This is a genomic window from Actinomycetes bacterium, from assembly GCA_035489715.1.
Classification (GTDB): domain Bacteria; phylum Actinomycetota; class Actinomycetes; order JACCUZ01; family JACCUZ01; genus DATHAP01.
The window spans coordinates 33,244-51,017 of the sequence record DATHAP010000004.1; the positions used below are offsets into that span (position 1 = coordinate 33,244).

Consider the following 17,774-nt stretch of genomic DNA (forward strand, 5'->3'; position numbering starts at 1 on the left):
TGGCGACCTGATCGAGAAGGCCGGTCCTGAGGGAGGTGCCCCATGGTGCTGCTCCGCCGACTGCTCGGCGACGTCCTGCGGGAGCGCCGCCGGGAGCAGGGCCGCACCCTGCGCGAGGTGAGCGCATCCGCCCGGGTCTCCCTGGGCTACCTCTCCGAGGTCGAGCGCGGCCAGAAGGAAGCCTCCTCCGAGCTGCTCGGCTCGATCTGCGAGGCCCTCGACGTGCCGCTGTCGACCGTGCTGCGCGACGTGAGCGACCACCTCGCCCTCGTCGAGCAGGTCGACGGCATCGCGGCCGGGTCCGCGCCGGCGCCCGAGCCGGTCCCGCTGCCGGCCCCGGCTGCCGACGGCCCGCTGCACGTCACCAACGTCGCCGCCTAGCGCGGGTTTGCGCCTGCCTCAGCATCGGGTAGGGACTCTCAGTCGCACGCCCGTCCTCCCCACGTCAACGGGGGGTTGGACGGGCGTTCGGCATTCTCGGTCCGCTCAGGGCCGGTGGCGGCTGCGCCCGGCAGGCCGGTCGGCGGGCCGCACGGCGGCGACGGGCGCCGGCGCCGGGCCGCGCTGGCAGGTGGGGCACCAGTAAGAGATCCGCTGGTACGGCGCTCGACCCTGCTCCGCGGACGCGACCGGGGTGCCGCACCGCAGGCACGGCCGGCCGCTCCGCTCGAACACCCAGTGCTGACGGCCCCGGCGGAGGTCACCGGTCGTCACCTGCGACACGGTCTGCTTGTTGGCCTCGAGCAGCCGGGCCGCCCGGTCGACCAGCCGGGGCAGGTCCGGCACCGCACCCACCCGGGTCCACGGGGTGATGCCGTCCAGAAAGAGCGACTCGCTCTTGTAGAGGTTGCCGATCCCGGCCAGGTTGCGCTGGTCGAGCAGCGCCTCGCCGACCTCCCGGTCCGGGTCGCCGGCCAGCCGGCGCACGGCCTCGGCGACGTCCCAGTCCGGGCCGAGGACGTCCGGCCCGAGGTGCCCGACCGCCTCGCGCTCTCGGTCTCGGGGGAACAGCTCCACGACGGGCAGCCGGTAGCCGACGGCCTGCCAGCCGGCGTTCTCCAGCAGCACCCGCACCTGCCACTCGGGCCCGCCGCGCCACCGGTCGCCGGGCCGGTAGAGGTGCCAGGAGCCGTCCATCCGGAAGTGCGTGTGCAGGGTGAGGTCGTCGCCGATGCGGGTCAGCAGGTGCTTGCCGCGGCTCACCACCTCGGTCACGGTGCGCCCTGACAGGTCGACCGTCGCGAGCTGCGGGACCCGGAAGTCGCTGCGGGTCAGCGGCTGACCGGCCAGCGCGTCGTGCAGCCGCCGCCCGGCCAGCCAGACGGTGTCTCCCTCGGGCATGGTGTGCCCATCGTCTCCGACCGGCCGGGGATCATGCCTCCGGGGAGTCCTGTCGGTCGCTGATGCGTCCGGCGCTCGAACGCCTGGACGACACCGCCGACCACGAAGCACAGCGCACCGGCGAACGTCCCAGCTCACCGTCGGACTGCCCGGGCGACGCCCTCGGCGAAGGCGGCGACCAGGCTGACCGAGAAGAACAGCGTTCCGACGAACAGCACGGCCGCTCTCAGCCAGCCGAGGCGTCGCGCGTCGGCTCGCCACCACTGCCGGCGCGGCGAGCTGAGCATGCCTGCCGCCGTCATCGATGTGCGTGGGGCTGTTGGACGCCTGCAGCACCGACAGGTAGCCGCCGAGGCTGTAGAAGACACCACGGACCAGGCATGTTGAGCCAGTCAGTCGGAGGGCCGTCGCGTGACAGTAACGACCGGGAGCTCCCTCGGGGGCCGCATCGCTCCTACGCCTGACGCAGCGCGGCGATGACCTGCCCCATCCGGGCCACCGACTGCGGGTCGCCCACGTCGACCAGCCGCACCATCACCTCTGCCACGCCGGCATCCGCGAGAGCACTGAACCGCTCGACGTGGTCGTCCACCGTCCCCGCGTGCACGGTCGCGGCGTAGCTCTCCGCGCTGCGCCGGCGCGGCCGGTGCGTCTCGACGAGTCGCGCCACGTGGCTGTCGTCGTCGCCGACCAGCGCGGTGGTGAGGTGGGTGAGCGCAACCTGGTCCGGGTCGCGTCCGACGTTCGCGCAGTGGTCGCGCAGCACGGCTGCCTTGCGACGTACGGTGTCGAGGCCGCCGAACACGTTGGCCGCATCGGCGAGCTCCGCCGCGAGCCGCAACGTGCGGCGCTCCCCGGCACCGCCGACGAGGAGCGGCACGTGCTCCTGCAGCGGCCTCGGGTAGCAGAGCGCCTGGGGCACGTCGAGCACCCGGCCGTGGAACGGCTTGCTGCCCGGGCCCCACATCACGGGCAGCAGGCGCAGCGCGTCCTCGAGCAGCACGTAACGATCGGCGACCGGCGGCAGCGCGATGCCGAGGGCGGCCTGCTCGGCGGCGAACCAGCCGAGGCCCAGCCCGCACACCGCCCGTCCGCCGCTCAGCACGTCGAGCGTGGCGACCGTCTTGGCCAGCAGCGGGACGCTGCGGTGGGTCACGGCGGCGACCAGGGCACCGAGCCGGACGCGCTCGGTGCACGCCGCGAGGTAGGCCAGTGTCGTGAAGCTCTCGAGCATGTCGTCGAACGGCCGACCCACCTGAGGGATCTGGCGGAAGTGGTCCATGACGTAGACCGCGTCGAAGCCGGCTGCCTCGGCGGACGTCGCGACCTCGCGTAGCCAGCCCCGCATCGCCGGCGCGCCGCCCGGGGCGGCGAACTGCGACAGGTGCAGCCCGAAGCGCAGTCCTGCCGGCGGGACCGCGGCGCGCACCGGCGGAGCCGGCCGGGTGCCCGGCCGGCTCCACGGCTCGGCGAACGGCGCGGCCACGACCCGCACCGGCTCCGGCGCGATGACGTCGGCGAACCCCTCCGACCCCAGCGCCTCCCGGACCGCGGGCCAGGCGCGCAGCTGCCCGGCCATTACGTCGGCCGGGATCCGCTTGGTCCGTGAGCGGTTGCGCTGGCGGCACTCCGCGGCCGGGATGTCGAAGGCGACCGCCACGCACGGCACCCCGGCCGCCCGGGCCAGCTTGCGCCACGCTGCTCGCCGGCCCCCGTCGAGGCCCAGCGTGTCGACGACCGTGGTGAGGCCGCGGCCGACACGCAGCGCCACGATGTCGTCGAGCAGCCGCAGCGCGTCCGCGCTCGCGGTCACGTCGTCCTCGCCGGCACCGACGACGGCGCGCAGCCGGTCGCTGCTCACCACCGCCTCGGGCGCGAAGTGGGCGGCGGCCCAGGTGGACTTCCCCGAGGCCCCTGGCCCGACCAGGACGACCAGGCACGGCGCGGGGAGGCGGAGCACCTCAACCCTCGATGCGTGTCTCGACGGGCGTGGCCAGCTCGACCGTGCGGCCGACGGTGCACAGTCGGTCGTGCGAGCGGCGCACGGCGTCCGGGAGGACCGCGCGCGCCGCGTCGCCTCGGGATCCGTCGGGGAAGGCGACCCGGAAGGTGACCGTGACGTCGGACAGCCGGTTGCCGTCGTCGTCGCGCACCTTGAGGGCCTCGACCAGCACGGCGAAGGCGTTCGGCTCCGCCCGGCGGCTGGTGAGGGCGTCGACGTCGGCGGCGGTGCAGGCCGCGATCGCCGCGAGCAGCAGCTCGGTCGGCGTGAAGTGCCCGTCGTCGCCGTGCCCGACAGTCAGGCTGCCATCGCGGACGTTGCGCGCGTGCAGCACTCCGGCCGGGTCGCGGTCGACCGTGACCGTGCGGTAGCCGGGGTTCGCCGTCGGGGGGCCGGTGTCTTCGCGCACACGCCGGAGACTGCCAGACGCCATGGCCACCGGGGAATGATCGCTAGGCTGCCCAGATGCCGTCGCTCGTCGTCACGGAGTCGCTGACGAAGCGGTACGGCGCCAGGGTGACCGCCTTGGCCGATCTCCACGTGGAGGTGCCCGAGGGCGTGACCGGCCTGGTCGGCGCCAACGGGGCCGGCAAGTCGACGCTGATCAAGATCCTGCTCGGGCTCCTGCCGGCCACGTCGGGCAGCGCCCGGGTGCTCGACCTGGACGTGGCGACCCAGGGGCAGCGGATCCGTGAGCTGGTCGGTTACATGCCCGAGCACGACTGCCTGCCTCCGGACGTCACCGCCACCGAGCTGGTCGTGCACCTGGCGCGGATGTCCGGGCTGCCCACCAACGCCGCCCGCGAGCGGGCTGCGGACACGCTGCGCCACGTCGGCCTGTTCGAGGAGCGCTACCGGCCGGTCGGCGGCTACTCGACCGGCATGAAGCAGCGGGTCAAGCTCGCTCAGGCCCTGGTGCACGACCCGCAGCTGGTGCTGCTCGACGAGCCGACCAACGGGCTCGACCCGGCCGGTCGCGACGAGATGCTGCGCCTGATCCGCCGGATCGGCACCGTGTTCGGCATCTCCGTCGTCGTCACCTCGCACCTCATGGGTGAGCTGGAGCGCGTCTGCGACCACGTCGTGGTCATCGACGGCGGCCGCCTGATGCGTTCGGCCGCGACGTCGACGATGACCGCCCTGACCCAGGACGTCGTCGTCGAGGTCACCGAGCGCGGTGCCGACGTCGAGGCCCGGCTGGCCGCGGCGGGCGTCGCGGTGCGTCGCCAGGGCGAGGTGCTCCACCTGGTGCTGACCGACGACGGCACGTATGACCTGGTCCGCGACGCGGTCGCCGACCTCGGCATCGGTCTGGTGCGGCTGCAGCGCGGCCGCCAGCACATGCTGGACATGTTCCGGGACGCTCCGGTGGGTGCTGCCCCGTGACCGTGCCGCGCGAGACCGGCGCCATCCACGACATCGGCTACCGCCACTACACCGGGCCGCGTCTGGGGGCCGCCTACATCGCTCGCTCCCTGACGGTGCACAGCCTGCGTGGCGCCTTCGGCCTCGGGCGGGCCACCCGCTCGAAGGTCGTGCCGTTCCTGCTACTCGCGGCGATGGTCGTCCCGGCGTTCGTCATCGCCCTGGTCGTCGTGCTGGGCGGCGCCGACGAGCTGCCGCTGGAGTACACCTCCTACGCGGTGCGCCTCGGGGCAGTCCTGACCATCTTCGTCGCAGCCCAGTCCCCGCAGGCGGTGTCGCGGGACCTGCGGTTCCGGCTGGTCGCCCTCTACTTCGCCCGGCCGATCTCGCGCGCGACGTACGTCCGGTCGAAGCTCCTCGCGATGTCCGCGGCGCTGTTCGGCTTCCTCACCGCGCCGCTCGTCGTGCTGTACGTCGGCGCGCTGCTCGGCGAGCTCGACGTCTGGGACAACACGGTCGGGTTCCTCAAGGGCGTCGCCGGGGCGGCGATGTTCGCCGTCGTCCTCGCGTCGGTCGGGCTGGCCATCGCTGCCTGGACACCGCGGCGCGGCATCGGGGTCGCGGCGATCGTCACCGTGCTGACGCTGCTCGGGGGCATCTCCGCCATCGTCTCCGGCGTCGCCGAGGAGCAGGGCCAGGACACCCTGGCCGGCTGGGCCGGGCTGATCTCACCGGTCTCCATCGTCGACGGTGTGCAGGTCTGGTTGCTCGACTCGTCGGCCGCTGTCGTCGCCGGCCCGCCGGGCACGTGGGGCGGGCCGGTCTTCGCGCTCGTCGCGGTCGCCCTCGTGGCGGCCTGCTACCTGCTGCTGATGCGGCGATACCGGGCGGTGACCGACGCGTGAGCTCCATCACGCTCAGCACGGTGTCGCGGTGGTACGGCGACGTGGTCGCGGTCAACGACGTCACGATGACGATCGGGCCGGGCATCACCGGCCTGCTCGGGCCCAACGGCGCCGGCAAGTCGACGCTGATCTCGATGATGGCCGGCTTCCTGGCGCCGTCGGCCGGGACGGTCGAGCTGGATGGGCGCGCGGTCTGGCGCCACGAGGACGCCTACCGGCACATCGGCATCGTGCCGGAGACCGAGGCGGCGTACGACGTTGTCACCGGGGCGGTCTTCGTGCTCGCCAACGCCAAGCTGCACGGGCTGGCCGACCCGGGGGGCGCGGCGCGGCGCGCGATCGGGCTGGTCGACATGGCGGCCGCGGCCGACCGGGAGATCGGCACCTACTCCAAGGGCATGAAACAGCGCATCAAGATGGCGTCGGCGCTGGTCCACGACCCGGCCGTGCTGCTGCTGGACGAGCCGTTCAACGGCATGGACCCACGGCAGCGCCTGCACCTGATGGACCTGCTCACCAGGCTCGGCACCGAGGGTCGCACCGTCCTCTTCAGCTCGCACATCCTCGAGGAGGTCGAGGAGATCGCCGGCACGATCGAGGTCGTGGTCGCTGGTCGGCACGCAGCCTCCGGGGACTTCCGCGACATCCGCCGGCTGATGACCGAGCGGCCGCACCAGTTCACGGTCTCGTCCAGCGACGACCGCTCACTTGCCGCCGCCGTGGTCGCCGAGGGGGCCGCCTCGGCGGTGGAGCTCGGGGAGACCCTGCGGGTGCAGTCCAGCGACCACGGGCGGTTCGTGCACGTGCTCCCGCGGCTGGCTCGCGACCGCGGCATCCGGCTCTACTCGGTGGCTCCCGCCGACGAGTCGCTCGAGAGCGTCTTCGCCTACCTGGTGACCCGGTGAGCCGGATGACCCAGGTGCCTCGGTGAACTCCACGATCGCGTCGCTGACGCTGCGCACCCTGCTCGGCCGGCGCCGGGCCTGGCTGCTGGTGGTGCTGCCGGCGGCGCTGCTGCTGATGTCGCTCCTGCTGCGGCTCACCGTGGGCCAGGACGACCGCACCGATGCAGCCGTGGTGGTGCTGGGAGCCTTCGCGATCGCGACCGTCGTCCCGCTGCTCGCGCTGATCGCCGGCACCGGCGCGCTCGGCGGTGAGATCGACGACGGTTCGATCGTCTACCTGCTGAGCAAGCCGTTGAACCGGCACGTCATCGTCACCACGAAGCTCGCCGTGTCGGCAGCGGTGGTCACCCTCTTCGGAGCGCTGCCGGTGCTGCTGTCCGGACTGGTGCTGGTCGGAGGAGCGGACCGGCTGGCGATCGCGTACGGCGCCGGGGCCTTCGTCGCCGGGGTCACCTACTGCGCGGTGTTCTTGCTGCTGTCGGTGCTCACCCGCAACGCGGTCGTCATCGGCCTGGTCTACGCGCTGGTCTGGGAGGCCGGCGTGGGCAACGTGCTGCCCGGCGCCCAGGCCCTGAGCATCCAGCAGTGGTCGCTCGCGGTGACCAGGGCGATCGTCGGCGGCGACCGGGCCGACGCGCTCGAGCTGACCGCGGCGGTACGCCCCCAGGTCGCTGTGGTCGCCCTTGTCGTCGTGCTGGTCGGGGCGACCTACCTGGCCGGCCGGCGGCTGCGCAGCCTGCGTCTGACCTTCGCCGGCTGACGACACCCGCCGGCCAATCGGGTCGACACCGTCGGTGGGCTCCGGTTGGGTTGCCGGGTGAGCATCCGCTGGCAGTGCATCTGCGTCGACTCGACGGACCCGGCCCGCATCGCGCCGTTCTGGGAGCAGGCCCTGGGCTGGCGCCGCACCTACGACTCCGCGGACGAGGTGGTCCTGGAGCCACCTGCGGGCAGCGCCGAGGACGGCGTGGCGCCGGACCTCCTCTTCCTCCGGGTCCCGGAGGAGAAGTCGGTGAAGAACCGCCTGCACATCGACCTGCGCCCGGACGACCAGGCGGCCGAGGTCGCCCGCCTCGAGGCGCTCGGTGCCGTCCGGGTGGACGTCGGCCAGAGCGCGGCGGAGAACGTCACCTGGGTGGTGCTCGCCGACCCCGACGGTAACGAGTTCTGCGTGCTCCGGGCGCTGACCCCGGAGGAGCTCGCCGAGTAGCAGTCGGCTCCGCTACCCGTCGGGCTCGGCGGCCGCCTGCTCCGCTCGCTTGCGCCGCTTGCCTTCGTGCATCGCGGCGACCCGGGCGACCGGGACGGTGTGGCCCTCCTCCACCAGGCCGGCGTCGAGCACCTGCGGCTCCGGCATCAGGTCGGACCACGGATCGGTGTCGCCGACGAGTGTCGGCACGGAGGTGATCGTGAAGTCGGCCGGGGTCACGTCGTCGAGGTCGTCCCAGGCGACCGGGAACGACACGGTCCCGCCTGGCCTCGCCCGAGGGCTCCAGGCGGCCACCACTGTCGCGCCGCCGGAACGGGTCGAGTCGAGGAACACCTTGCCGCCGCGCTCCTCGACGACGAACGCCGTCGTCGTCAGCTGCGGGTCGAGCCGCTCCGCGCGGGCCGCGATGGCCCTGGTCGCGGCCGCCACGTCGGCCGCCCCTGCGCCAGGGGAAAGTGGGACCACGACGTGCACGCCCTTGGCCCCGCTGGTCTTGACCACGGCGGCCATGCCCGCCTCGGTCAGCACCTCTCGCACCAGCCGGGCCGCCGCGACCGCCTGGCCGAACGCCGCCGAGCCCGCCGGCGGGTCCAGGTCGACGACGAGGTGGGTGGGGCAGTCGGCCTCCGTGCCGCGGAACAGCGTCGGGTGGTACTCGACCGCGCGCTGGTTGCCGAACCACAGCAACGTCTCCCGGTCGTCGCAGACCGGGTAGTGCACGACCTTCCTGCCGTCCTGCGTCGGCACGTCGAGCGTCCGGACCGACTCCGGCGCGTAGGCCGGCAGGTTCTTCTGCATGAAGGCCGGCTGTCCTGGCCGGACGCGTATCACGCTGAGCGCTCGGCCGGCGAGCACCGGCACCAGCCGGTCGGCCATCTGGTCCAGGTAGTCCACCAGGTCGCGCTTGGTCTCGCTGCCGTCGCTGGTGAGCGGCTGGTCGAGATTCGTCAGCCGTACGCCGTCGCGCTCCTCCTCGACCACGCCGGCCATCATCGCCCTCCTCTGCCGTCGATGCGGCGGTGGACGAGGTCGAAGTCGGTCTCGTAGGGCTGACCGGCCTCTGCGAGCTGCCACCGGCCGGTGATGGTCCGGCCGTCGTCGCTGAACGTCGCGGTGAACCGCTGAGCGAAGGGCTCGCCCTCGCGCTGCAGCGTCCAGTGCCCGTCCCCGAACGTCATCTGGTAGATCCGGCAGACGCCACGGTCGTCGGTGTAGACCTGGACGTAGCTGCCGTTCGCGGCGTCGCACCCGATGACCGAGACCGTGTCCGGGGCTTCGGGCAGATCGACGGTGGTCCGCTGCACCAGGTGCTGCCCGGACTCGTGCCACTCGACCGACATCCGGCCCTCACCCGGCCACCGCTTCCCGTCCGCGCCGGTGGCCTCGATGCTCCATGTTCCGACGAGCGGCTCGAGGGCACGTAGTGCGTGCTCGGCCGTCGGCTGATCCATCATGTGCCCCTTCCGTACGATGCGTTCGACGTGGTCATCCCCAGGTTGGACCCGGGCACGCGCGCGAACTCATCGCAGTCGGCGTGCCAGGTGAGGTGCACGTGACCGGCACCCGACTCGTGTGCTGAGGGCTCATGTGCGGGTGGGCTCGGGTCGCCGGACGTCGGTCAGGTGCGGCGGTGCGGGATGACGGCGCCGCCGGGGGCCGAGCCGAGTCGGCCGGGTCGGGACTCGCACCGAGCGGCGGCGATCGCCGCGTCGAGAGTGAAGCGGTGGTGCTGGCGGGGTCGCTGCTGGGGGTCGATGGAGGTCGGGGGCACCAGCTGCGGGTAGCCGTTGGATGCGAGGCACATCGCCCAGCCCTGGCGGTGGACCATCCGGTGGTGGAAGCCGCACAGCAGTGCTGCGTTGTCCAGGTCGGTCCGGCCGCCCTGGATCCACCACCACATGTGGTGCAGGTGGCAGGCGCTGGGTGGCTGGTCGCAGCCGGGTGCCACGCAACCGCCGTCACGTAGCGCCGTCGCTCGGCGCTGGGCGCGGTTGAAGACGCGGTAGGCCCGTCCGAGGTCGAGGACCTCCGACGCGGTGCTGAGGACGGCGGGGACGACCAGGGCGTCGCAGGCCAGCATCCGTAGCGCGGCGGCGGACATCGCGATCCCGGTGTCCAGCCGTCCGGCCTTGGCCAGCCCGGATCGCAGCCCGTCCACCGTGGTGGTCACCGTGAGCACGGCGGTCGCCGGCGCCGGGCCCGGCCGGCCGCAGGATCCGCACAGGTCGGGCGCCGACCCACCGCGTGCTGCGCCCGCCGCCGGACCGGGCAGCGGCTCCTGACCGTCGATCTCCGGTTCGTCCTCGACCAGGTCAACCAGCTCGTCGGAGTGCGCGGGTGGGGTTGGGGCGCCGGCGGCTGCGGTGAGGAGGTCGACGAGGGCGTCGCCGAGGCGTTCGGAGCGGGTCCGGGTGTCCTCCAACCCGTCGGTCCCGGCATGCGGCTGGCCGTTCTTGCGCATCCACTGCTGCAGCGCGGCCTGCCCGATCGTGCCGGGCTCGAGGATCGCCAGCACCCGCCCACGGCGGCGGGTCACGCTCAGCAGGCTGCGCTCGGCGTCCTGGGCTTGGGCCTCGGCCCGCTGCTGCTCCCGGGCGAGCGCCTCGGCGTCGGCCGGGTCGTCCACCGACGGTGCTGCGGTGAGCGCCTCGACCAAGGCCCGGCCGGCGCGCTCCAGGTCCGGCGTGGCCAGGGCATCGCACTGCGCGACCATTAACCGACCCGCCGCCGTCCGCTCGCCATCGGCGACCCCCGGGAACGTCTCGACGGTGTCCAGCACCCGGGTCAGCACCTCGCCCTGCTCGACAGTCACCGCCCCGGTCGCCAACGCCTCGGTGACCACGGCGTGGCGACCCAGCGCCTCCGCGGCCCGGACCCGTGTGTTGCCGTCAGCCCGGGACAGCCGGAACCGGTCACCCAGCCAGCGCACAAGCGTCGACGCCTGCGTGCCGGCCTTCAGGTCCCGCGACCCTGCCTCGGCCAGCAGTACCGCCTCCAGGGCGGCGGTGTGGGCCTGCAACCGCACCAGCGCCGACAACCCGGACTCCACGTCAGCGTCACGGAGCTGCCACACCGAGTCCAAGCCGCCAGCCGCTGTGGCCATCAGCTCGACCGCCGCGTGCACGTCCGTCACCACCGATCGGGTGAGGGTCGTGCGCTCCATCCCCCGAACCTAGACAGTGGGTCGGACGCAAACCCCGACGCCGAGCGAGACCTGCAATCCCTTGTGGACAACAGGTTCTGTCCACAGGTTGAGTCACGAGTCGCGCAGCCGCGCAGCCGGCGGTCAGCGCGCAGGTGGAACGACTCTCCTGGCGCGGCGGGGAGTGCCGCGAAGGTCGGGCGGGTACTCCGGTGCCATGAGTGAGCGCAGCAGCATCGACGTCCTGCGCACCGGGCTCGACCAGGTCGAGACGCTGATCGCGGCGGTCAGCCCGGACGACGGCGGCCGCTCCACGCCCTGCCCCGAGTGGTCGGTGCGGGACCTGGTCGACCACCTCGTCCTGGCGCCGCAGAAGTTCGCCCTGATGACCCGTGGCGAGGACGTCGACTGGTCGGCGCCCACGCCGCACGAGGGCGACCCGGTGGCGGCGTTCCGCGCTCACGCGGACGAGCTCCGCGCCGCCGTGGACGCCGACCCAGGTGCGCCGCCCGGACCAGACTGGCAGTGCGCCGAGATCGCCGTGCACACCTGGGACCTCGCCACGGCGCTGCACCGGCCGACCGCCGACCTGGACCCCGACGTGGCGGAGCGCGGGCTGGCCTTCATGCAGGCTTCGCTGAACGACGACAACCGCGCGCCGGCCTTCCGGACCGAGCAGCCCGCACCGGACGGTGCGGACGCCTACGCACGGGCTGCTGCGTTCGCCGGGCGCAAGGTCTAGTCGGCCGCCCGGCAGCATGGCCAGGATGTGCCGGTGACGTACCCACCGCCGCGGTACCAACAGCCGGACCCGCAGCACAGCGCGACCTATCGCGGGGCCGACGTTGCCCCTGAGCTGGTCTACCCGAACGGCACGACGATCTCCTACCTCGCGACCGGCGCGTCGACGGGCCGCCTGTTCGGCATGTACCGCTGGCAGTGCGGCCCCGAGGAGACCGGCCCGCGGGCTCACTACCACCGCTCGATCGCCGAGTCGTTCTACGTGCTCACCGGAGTCATCCAGATATTCGACGGTGACCGATGGGTCGACGCCGAGCCCGGCGACTGGGTGCACGTGCCGCCGGGCGGGGTGCACGCCTTCCACAACCGGTCCGGCGAGCCGTCCTCGATGCTGCTGCACTTCGCCCCAGGCGCACCGCGCGAGGGCTACTTCGAGGGCCTGGCCCGGCTCGACCGGATGAGCGAGGACGAGAGGACGGCGTTCTACGCGGAGCACGACAACATCTGGGTCTGACTGCCCGCCTGCTGGGCAGAGGGCTGCCAGCCGGACGGACATCGGCCAGACTGCTGCCATGACCGTGCTGCTCGCCTACGTCCCCACGCCCGAGGGCGACGCCGCCGTGACCGCCGCTGTCGAGGAGGCGCGGCGACGGGCGACCGACGCCGTCGTCGTCCACGTGCCCCGCCCTGCCGACGCCGGCACCTCGCCGTACTCGGTCGAGCAGGTCCTCGACGCGGTCCAGCAGCGCTTCGCGACGGCAGGGGTCGCGGTGTCGGTGCGCGAGGTTCCGACCGGCGCGGACACAGCCGACGCCCTCATCGACGTGGCCCGGGAGACCGGCGCCGACGTGGTCGTCATCGGGCTGCGACGACGTACCGCCGTGGGAAAGCTCGTCCTCGGCAGCACGTCGTCACGACTCCTCCTCGGCCTGGAGTGCCCGATCCTGGCCGTCAAGGCGACTGCGTGACGGGTGGCATTACCGTCCGGCCCGCATCGAGGACGACCTGCCGGCACTCACCCGCATCTACAACCACTACGTCGAGCAGACGTCGCGACGTTCGACGTCGAGCCGTTCACCGTCGACGCGCGGCGGACGTGGTTCGAGCACTACGCCGAGACCGGGCCGCACCGGCTGCTCGTCGCGCAGGTCGAAGGGCAGGTCGACGGGCAGGTCGCCGGCTACGCGACGAGCGGACCGTTCCGGCTGAAGCCGGCCTACGCCCGGACCGTCGAGACCACGGTCTACCTCGACCCGACGGCGACCGGGCGAGGTGTCGGGTCGCTGCACTACGGCGAGCTGCTCGACCTCGTCACCGCCGAAGGGATGCACCGCGCGTACGCCGGCGTGGCCCTGCCCAACGACGCCTCCGAGGCGCTGCACCGGCGCCTCGGCTTCCGCGACGCCGGCACCTTCACGGACGTGGGCTGGAAGCAGGACCGCTGGGTCGAGGTGCGCTGGTACGAACGCGCGCTGCCCTGGGACACCGCTGCGCGGTCGGGCGATTGATCCTTGGATCGAGCCTGCTGTGCGAGGCCGCTGAGCTTGGCTCCATCGCGACGGCTGACTCCGCCCCCGGTAGATGCCGCACGTTGCCAACGCCTTGCCCGTCACGGGCTTCAACGAGATGACAATTCGGCCTATCATGCGCTTGGGGGTGGTGCCGTGGCTGATGACGCCAGGAACTTCTGGCAGACGGCGCCGGGGATGATCACAGCCATTGCAGCTTTGATCACCGCGGTCGGAGGTGTGCTGGGCATTCTGGTCCAGAACGACGTCATCGGGCGTGACAGTGACGGCACGAGCACGCGCGATGTCTCTGAAGCGACGAGCACGCACCGGAGTGATCGCGCAGCACCCACGAAGTCGCCCGCACATTCGACGGACGAGTCGGCCCTGATCCCGTGGGTCGAGGCCACGGCCACCCTGGTGCGCCGGGACGGGACGTCAACGGATGTGAAGGCGTCCACGGTCGGCCTGGCCTGCAACACCGAAGTCGTCGGATTCGAGAACGGTCAGGATGTCAGCCTCGAACTGGTGCGCAGCATCGAGATCGACGCGGTCTATGCGGAGAACTCAAGTGCCGACGCAGTTGTCACGCTGCTCGACGGACGAGAGTTGACGGACCCGGTCGACACGTGGAACTGCCCCGTTACGGGCACCAACGAGCTCGGGTTCGTCGAGATCCGGCTCGAGGACATCGCGCGCATCGAGTTCAAGCGCTAGCACTCGTTGCTGTCCGGAGATGAAGAGTCGATCGGGCCGTCAGCGCGGCAGGTAGGTGTCCAGGAACTCGTTGCCGAAGACGTCGTCGGGGTCGAGCTCGCGCCGCAGCCGGCGGGCGAGGTCGTGGCGGGGGTACGTCGCGGCCAGGGCACCGGGGTCGGTGCCGAAGACCTTGCCCCAGTGCGGTCGCGCCCCGAACGGCGCCAGCACGCCCTCCAGAGCCTCGACCACCGGCAGCACCGCATCGGGCTCGGGGCGCCAGGTGAAGTGCACGGCGAGGCTCTCCCGGCCGTACGACGGGCTCAGCCACAGGTCGTCGGCCGCGATGCTGCGCAGCTCGGACACCAGCAGCGGCGGCCGGACCCGCTCGTGCAGGGCACCGACCGCCTCGAGGACGGCCGCCGCGTCCGACCGGTCCACGAGGTACTCGGTCTGCAGCTCCTCGCCGGCACTGGGCGTGTGGTCGAGCCGGAAGTGGGGCAGCCGGGTGTGCCACGGACCACGCACCCCCACCTGCTCGGTCGTCGCCTCGGCCGGCATCCCGCGCACCGGGTGCCGCGGCGCCTTAGCCGTCCTCGAGCCCAGCCAGCCGTCGGGCATCGGGCGGCGGTCCCCGTCCGTGCGCTGCTTGACCCACACCTGCTCCGCGCCGCGCGGGTCCCACGTCGTGAAGATGCTGACGCTGTCGCCGGCCGCCAGGACCTCGTCGAGGTTGTCGCGCATCGCCGCGGCCGGAAGGTCGTCGTGGATCACCTGCACCACGTCGTACGTCGGCTGCACCTCGAGGGTCACAGCGGTGACGACGCCGACCGAGCCCAGGGCGACGACCGCACCGGGGAACCACGCGGTGGACCGGTCGACGTGCAGCTGCTCGCCGGACGGCAGCACCAGGTCGAGCGCTCGGACGGCGGTGGCCAGTGCGCCGTTGCGGTCGCCGGACCCGTGTGTGCCGGTGGCCAGCGCGCCGGCGATGCAGATGTGCGGGAGCGACCCCAGGTTGTGCAGCGCGAGGCCGGCCTCGTGCAGCTGCGGCGCGAGCTCGCCGTAGCGCAGGCCGGCAGACACCGTGACCGACCTGCCGTCAGTCGCGACCTCGACCCGCGGCGGCAGGCCGGCCAGCGACAGCAGGTCGCCGTCGGTGTCGGCGACCCGGCTGAAGGAGTGGCCGCTGCCGAGCGGCCGCAGCCGGGAGCTCGCGGCCACGAGCTCCTGCAGCTGGTCCATCGACCGCGGCTGCAAGACCCGCTGCGCCGCGAACGTGACGTTGCCAGCCCAGTTGCGGAGTGGGCCGTCGGCACCGGGGGCGGTCATGCCCGGAGCCTGAGGCCCCGTGGCGTCGCGTGGAAGCCGGCCTCCTCGAGTGCACGTCCGAGGGGCGAGTCGAGCACTCCGGTGCCGTCTGCCCGCTCGACGGTCAGCCGGCCGAGATGCCCCTCTCGGACCGCGAGGGACAGCGCGTCCACAGCCGGCTGCAGCGCGGTCTGCGCCTCGGTCCAGGTGAGCAGGGTGCGCCCGCCACGCTCGACGTAGAGCACCACGTGGCCGTCGACGAGCACGACGAGGGCACCGGCCTTGCGTCCCGGCCGGTGGCCGGCGTCGGTCCGGTCGGCGCCTGCTTCCTGCTTGCCGGGACGGGCCGGCCAGCCGACGGCGGCACCGAACGGGTTGGCCGGGTCGGTGGCGGCGAGCACGACCGCTCGCGGTCCGGTCGCGTCGGTGCTGCTGCCCGGCCGGGGCGCACCCCACTGCTCGGCGGCCGGCGGCTCGGCCGCCCGCTCCAGTGCCGTCGCGGTCGCGCGCACCCGGTCGACCGCCCCCGGCTGGGCGAACTGCGCCGCCCCGAGGCCCTCGACGAAGTAGCCGCGCCGGGCCCGACCTGCCTCTTCGAACCCGGCCAGCACCCGGTAGACCGCGGCGAAGCCGCCGGTCACCCGCTCGGCCATCACCGCGCCGCGGGTGAGCACGCCGTGCCGGTCGAGCAGGACCTCGGCCAGCGTGTGCGCGCGCCGGGTCGGGTCCGGCTCGACGTCGGGCAGCCGGGACCACCGGCCGGCCGCCGTCGGCGGGCCGGTGCGGCTCGGCATCGGGGGGCGGCCCGCCATGCCCGGCCGGGGGCGCCCGTAGCGTCCGCGAGGGGTCGCAGCGCGGGTCCGGTGCGCGCCGCCACCGCGGCCGCGCCCGCCGGCAACAAGCTGCCGGAGGGGGCTGAGCGTGTCGTTGGTGAGGTGACCGGACCAGACGAGGTCCCAGAGCGCGGCGACCAGGGTCTTGTCGTCGGTCGAGCCGACCGCGTCGGAAAGGCCGCGGAAGAAGTAGGCGCCGCCACCGTCGAGGGTCGCCAGGAGGGCCTCGTGCAGCGGCGTGGCCACGGCGTCGGCGTCCGGCTCCGGGAGCGTCAGCTGCGCCGCGTCGGCCAGGTGCAGCGAGACCCAGCCGTCGCTGCCCGGCAGCGCGCCGTGGCCGCGCCAGACGACCTCGCCGGCGGCGCACAGCTCGTCGAGCATCGCGGGCGAGTAGCCGACCACCCGGGCCGGCAGCACCAGCGACTCCAGCGCCGAGGCCGGGACCTGGGCACCCTGCAGCTGCTCGGCCACCCGCAGCACGCCCTCGGCCCCGCGCAGCCGGCCGCCGACGTGCTGCCAGGCGGGCAGGAACGCCGACAGCGCCTCGACCGGCACCGCCTCGACCTCCTTGCGGAGGCTGGCCAGCGACCGGCGCCGCAGCGTCCGCAGCACCTCCGCGTCGCACCACTCGTGGCCGGACCCGCCTGGCAGGAACTCGCCCGACACCACCCGCCCGGCGGCGGCCAGCCGGTCCAGCGCCGCACCCACGACGGCCGGACCCAAGGCGTAGCGCTCGGCCACCGTCGCGGCGTGGAAGGGGACGTGGGTGCGCGCGTAGCGGGCGACCAGGTCGCCGACCGGGTCGCGCGCGGGCTCCAGGAACGCACCCGGCACCCCCACCGGCAGCGGGGTGCCCAGGGCGTCGCGCAGCCGCGCCGCGTCCTCGACGGCGGCCCAGCGCTCCTCGCCGGCGACGCGCACCCGGATCGCCCGCCGGGCCTCCTCGAGGGCAGCCAGCCACCCGGGTGTCGCGCCGCGCTCGACCGCCTCGGAGGTGCTGAGCGGGCCAAGGATCCGCAGCAGGTCGGCGATCCCCTCGACGTCACGCGCCCGCCGGTCCTCGGAGAGGCGCTGCAGGTCCTGGGCCAGCACGTCGATGGCCTGCTGGTCGAGCAGGTCGCGCAGCGCGCCGTAGCCCTGCTGGCCGAGCAGCTCGGCGAGCAAGGTGGCGTCCAGCGACAGCGCCTGGGCGCGTCGCTCGGCCAGCGGCGAGTCGCCCTCGTAGAGGAACTGCGCGACGTAGCCGAAGAGCAGCGACCGGGCGAACGGCGACGGCTGCTGGGTCTCCACCTCGACGAAGCGCACGGTCCGCGACTCGACGTCGCGCATCAGCTGCACCAGCCCCGGCACGTCGAAGACGTCCTGCAGGCACTCGCGCATCGTCTCGAGCACGACCGGGAACGACCCGTAGTCGCTCGCCACCGACAGCAGCTGCGCGGACCGCTGCCGCTGCTGCCACAGCGGCGTCCGCCGGCCCGGGTCACGGCGGGGCAGCAGGAGCGCGCGCGCCGCGCACTCCCGGAACCGCGAGGCGAAGAGCGCCGAGCCGCCCACCTCGGCGGTGACCAGCGGCTCGACGTCGTCGGGCTCGACCACCGCCGTGCCGACGGCCTCGGGTGCACCCCCGTCGTCGAGCTCCACGTCGGGCAGCCGTAGCACGATGCCGTCGTCGGAGTGCATGGCCTGCACGTCGACGCCGTAGCGCTCCCGCAGCCGCGCCGACACGACCAGCGCCCACGGGGCGTGCACCGGCGCACCGAAGGGGGAGTGGATAGCCACCCGCCAGTCGCCCAGCTCGTCACGGAAGCGCTCGAC

The 17,774-nt window shown here is 73.4% G+C and carries 18 protein-coding genes and 2 pseudogenes; 11 read left to right on the top strand and 9 right to left on the bottom strand.

The features are described 5' to 3' along the window. The first annotated feature begins 42 nt into the window (after positions 1-42). Positions 43-270: pseudogene (locus tag VK640_00345) on the top strand (helix-turn-helix transcriptional regulator). A 216-nt stretch (positions 271-486) separates the two neighbouring features. Here the strand turns inward: VK640_00345 and VK640_00350 are convergent. The 4 genes from VK640_00350 to VK640_00365 all read right to left on the bottom strand — a co-directional run bounded on the left by VK640_00350 (position 487) and on the right by VK640_00365 (position 3,752). Next, positions 487-1,341 (bottom strand): DNA-formamidopyrimidine glycosylase family protein, encoded by an 855-nt coding sequence (locus VK640_00350; protein HTE71639.1) that lies wholly within the window; start codon positions 1,339-1,341, stop codon positions 487-489. 134 nt (positions 1,342-1,475) lie between these two features. Continuing rightward, positions 1,476-1,628, bottom strand: coding sequence for a hypothetical protein (locus tag VK640_00355; protein ID HTE71640.1), 153 nt, complete (start codon positions 1,626-1,628; stop codon positions 1,476-1,478). Positions 1,629-1,795: 167 nt separating this feature from the next. Next, complete coding sequence (locus VK640_00360; GenBank protein ID HTE71641.1) at positions 1,796-3,301, bottom strand: LLM class flavin-dependent oxidoreductase; 1,506 nt, start codon at positions 3,299-3,301, stop codon at positions 1,796-1,798. Between the two features lies 1 nt (position 3,302). Continuing rightward, positions 3,303-3,752 (bottom strand): OsmC family protein, encoded by a 450-nt coding sequence (locus tag VK640_00365; protein HTE71642.1) that lies wholly within the window; start codon positions 3,750-3,752, stop codon positions 3,303-3,305. A 56-nt stretch (positions 3,753-3,808) separates the two neighbouring features. Here VK640_00365 and VK640_00370 point away from each other — a divergent pair, with 56 nt between their 5' ends. From VK640_00370 to VK640_00390, 5 genes are read left to right on the top strand one after another with little or no spacing between them, the layout of a single operon-like run. Beyond that, the gene (locus VK640_00370; protein HTE71643.1) at positions 3,809-4,729 is read left to right on the top strand and encodes an ABC transporter ATP-binding protein; all 921 of its coding nucleotides are present in this window, start codon (positions 3,809-3,811) and stop codon (positions 4,727-4,729) included. After that, positions 4,726-5,613 carry an ABC transporter permease gene (locus tag VK640_00375; protein HTE71644.1) on the top strand — a complete coding sequence of 296 codons (888 nt, stop codon included), beginning with the start codon at positions 4,726-4,728 and terminating at the stop codon, positions 5,611-5,613. The genes VK640_00370 and VK640_00375 overlap by 4 nt, the downstream gene beginning before the upstream one ends. Further along, positions 5,610-6,518 carry an ABC transporter ATP-binding protein gene (locus VK640_00380; GenBank protein ID HTE71645.1) on the top strand — a complete coding sequence of 303 codons (909 nt, stop codon included), beginning with the start codon at positions 5,610-5,612 and terminating at the stop codon, positions 6,516-6,518. Before VK640_00375 ends, VK640_00380 begins: the two co-directional genes overlap by 4 nt. A gap of 22 nt (positions 6,519-6,540) precedes the next feature. Beyond that, positions 6,541-7,278, top strand: a complete 738-nt coding sequence (locus VK640_00385) for an ABC transporter permease subunit (GenBank protein HTE71646.1) — start codon at positions 6,541-6,543, stop codon at positions 7,276-7,278. A gap of 57 nt (positions 7,279-7,335) precedes the next feature. Beyond that, entirely contained in the window at positions 7,336-7,728 is a 393-nt protein-coding gene (locus tag VK640_00390; protein ID HTE71647.1) for a VOC family protein, read from the top strand. A 12-nt stretch (positions 7,729-7,740) separates the two neighbouring features. Here the strand turns inward: VK640_00390 and VK640_00395 are convergent, their stop codons facing one another. The 3 genes from VK640_00395 to VK640_00405 form a co-directional block, all read right to left on the bottom strand. Further along, a complete protein-coding gene (locus VK640_00395; protein ID HTE71648.1) occupies positions 7,741-8,718 on the bottom strand; it encodes an ATP-dependent DNA ligase in 978 nt (325 codons plus the stop codon). Further along, positions 8,718-9,179: a hypothetical protein gene (locus VK640_00400; protein ID HTE71649.1), complete on the bottom strand. Its 462-nt coding sequence runs from the start codon at positions 9,177-9,179 to the stop codon at positions 8,718-8,720. Before VK640_00400 ends, VK640_00395 begins: the two co-directional genes overlap by 1 nt. Positions 9,180-9,346: 167 nt before the next feature. After that, positions 9,347-10,891, bottom strand: a complete 1,545-nt coding sequence (locus tag VK640_00405; GenBank protein HTE71650.1) for an HNH endonuclease signature motif containing protein — start codon at positions 10,889-10,891, stop codon at positions 9,347-9,349. Between the two features lie 196 nt (positions 10,892-11,087). On the opposite strand from VK640_00405, the gene VK640_00410 reads away from it, so the two are divergent. The 5 genes and pseudogenes from VK640_00410 to VK640_00430 all read left to right on the top strand — a co-directional run bounded on the left by VK640_00410 (position 11,088) and on the right by VK640_00430 (position 13,836). Then, positions 11,088-11,612 (top strand): maleylpyruvate isomerase family mycothiol-dependent enzyme, encoded by a 525-nt coding sequence (locus VK640_00410; GenBank protein HTE71651.1) that lies wholly within the window; start codon positions 11,088-11,090, stop codon positions 11,610-11,612. Between the two features lie 33 nt (positions 11,613-11,645). Beyond that, positions 11,646-12,125 (top strand): cupin domain-containing protein, encoded by a 480-nt coding sequence (locus VK640_00415; protein HTE71652.1) that lies wholly within the window; start codon positions 11,646-11,648, stop codon positions 12,123-12,125. Between the two features lie 58 nt (positions 12,126-12,183). After that, entirely contained in the window at positions 12,184-12,579 is a 396-nt protein-coding gene (locus tag VK640_00420; GenBank protein ID HTE71653.1) for a universal stress protein, read from the top strand. Continuing rightward, a pseudogene (locus VK640_00425) lies at positions 12,572-13,119 on the top strand (GNAT family N-acetyltransferase). The gene VK640_00420 and the pseudogene VK640_00425 overlap by 8 nt, the downstream one beginning before the upstream one ends. Positions 13,120-13,275: 156 nt before the next feature. Beyond that, on the top strand, positions 13,276-13,836 hold the full coding sequence (locus tag VK640_00430) for a hypothetical protein (GenBank protein HTE71654.1): 561 nt from the start codon (positions 13,276-13,278) through the stop codon (positions 13,834-13,836). Positions 13,837-13,875: 39 nt separating this feature from the next. Here VK640_00430 and VK640_00435 read toward each other — a convergent pair whose 3' ends face one another. Then, on the bottom strand, positions 13,876-15,147 hold the full coding sequence (locus VK640_00435; GenBank protein ID HTE71655.1) for an FAD-binding protein: 1,272 nt from the start codon (positions 15,145-15,147) through the stop codon (positions 13,876-13,878). Further along, a partial coding sequence (locus VK640_00440; protein HTE71656.1) for a DEAD/DEAH box helicase occupies positions 15,144-17,774 on the bottom strand: 2,631 nt, incomplete at its 5' end. The genes VK640_00440 and VK640_00435, both read right to left, overlap by 4 nt.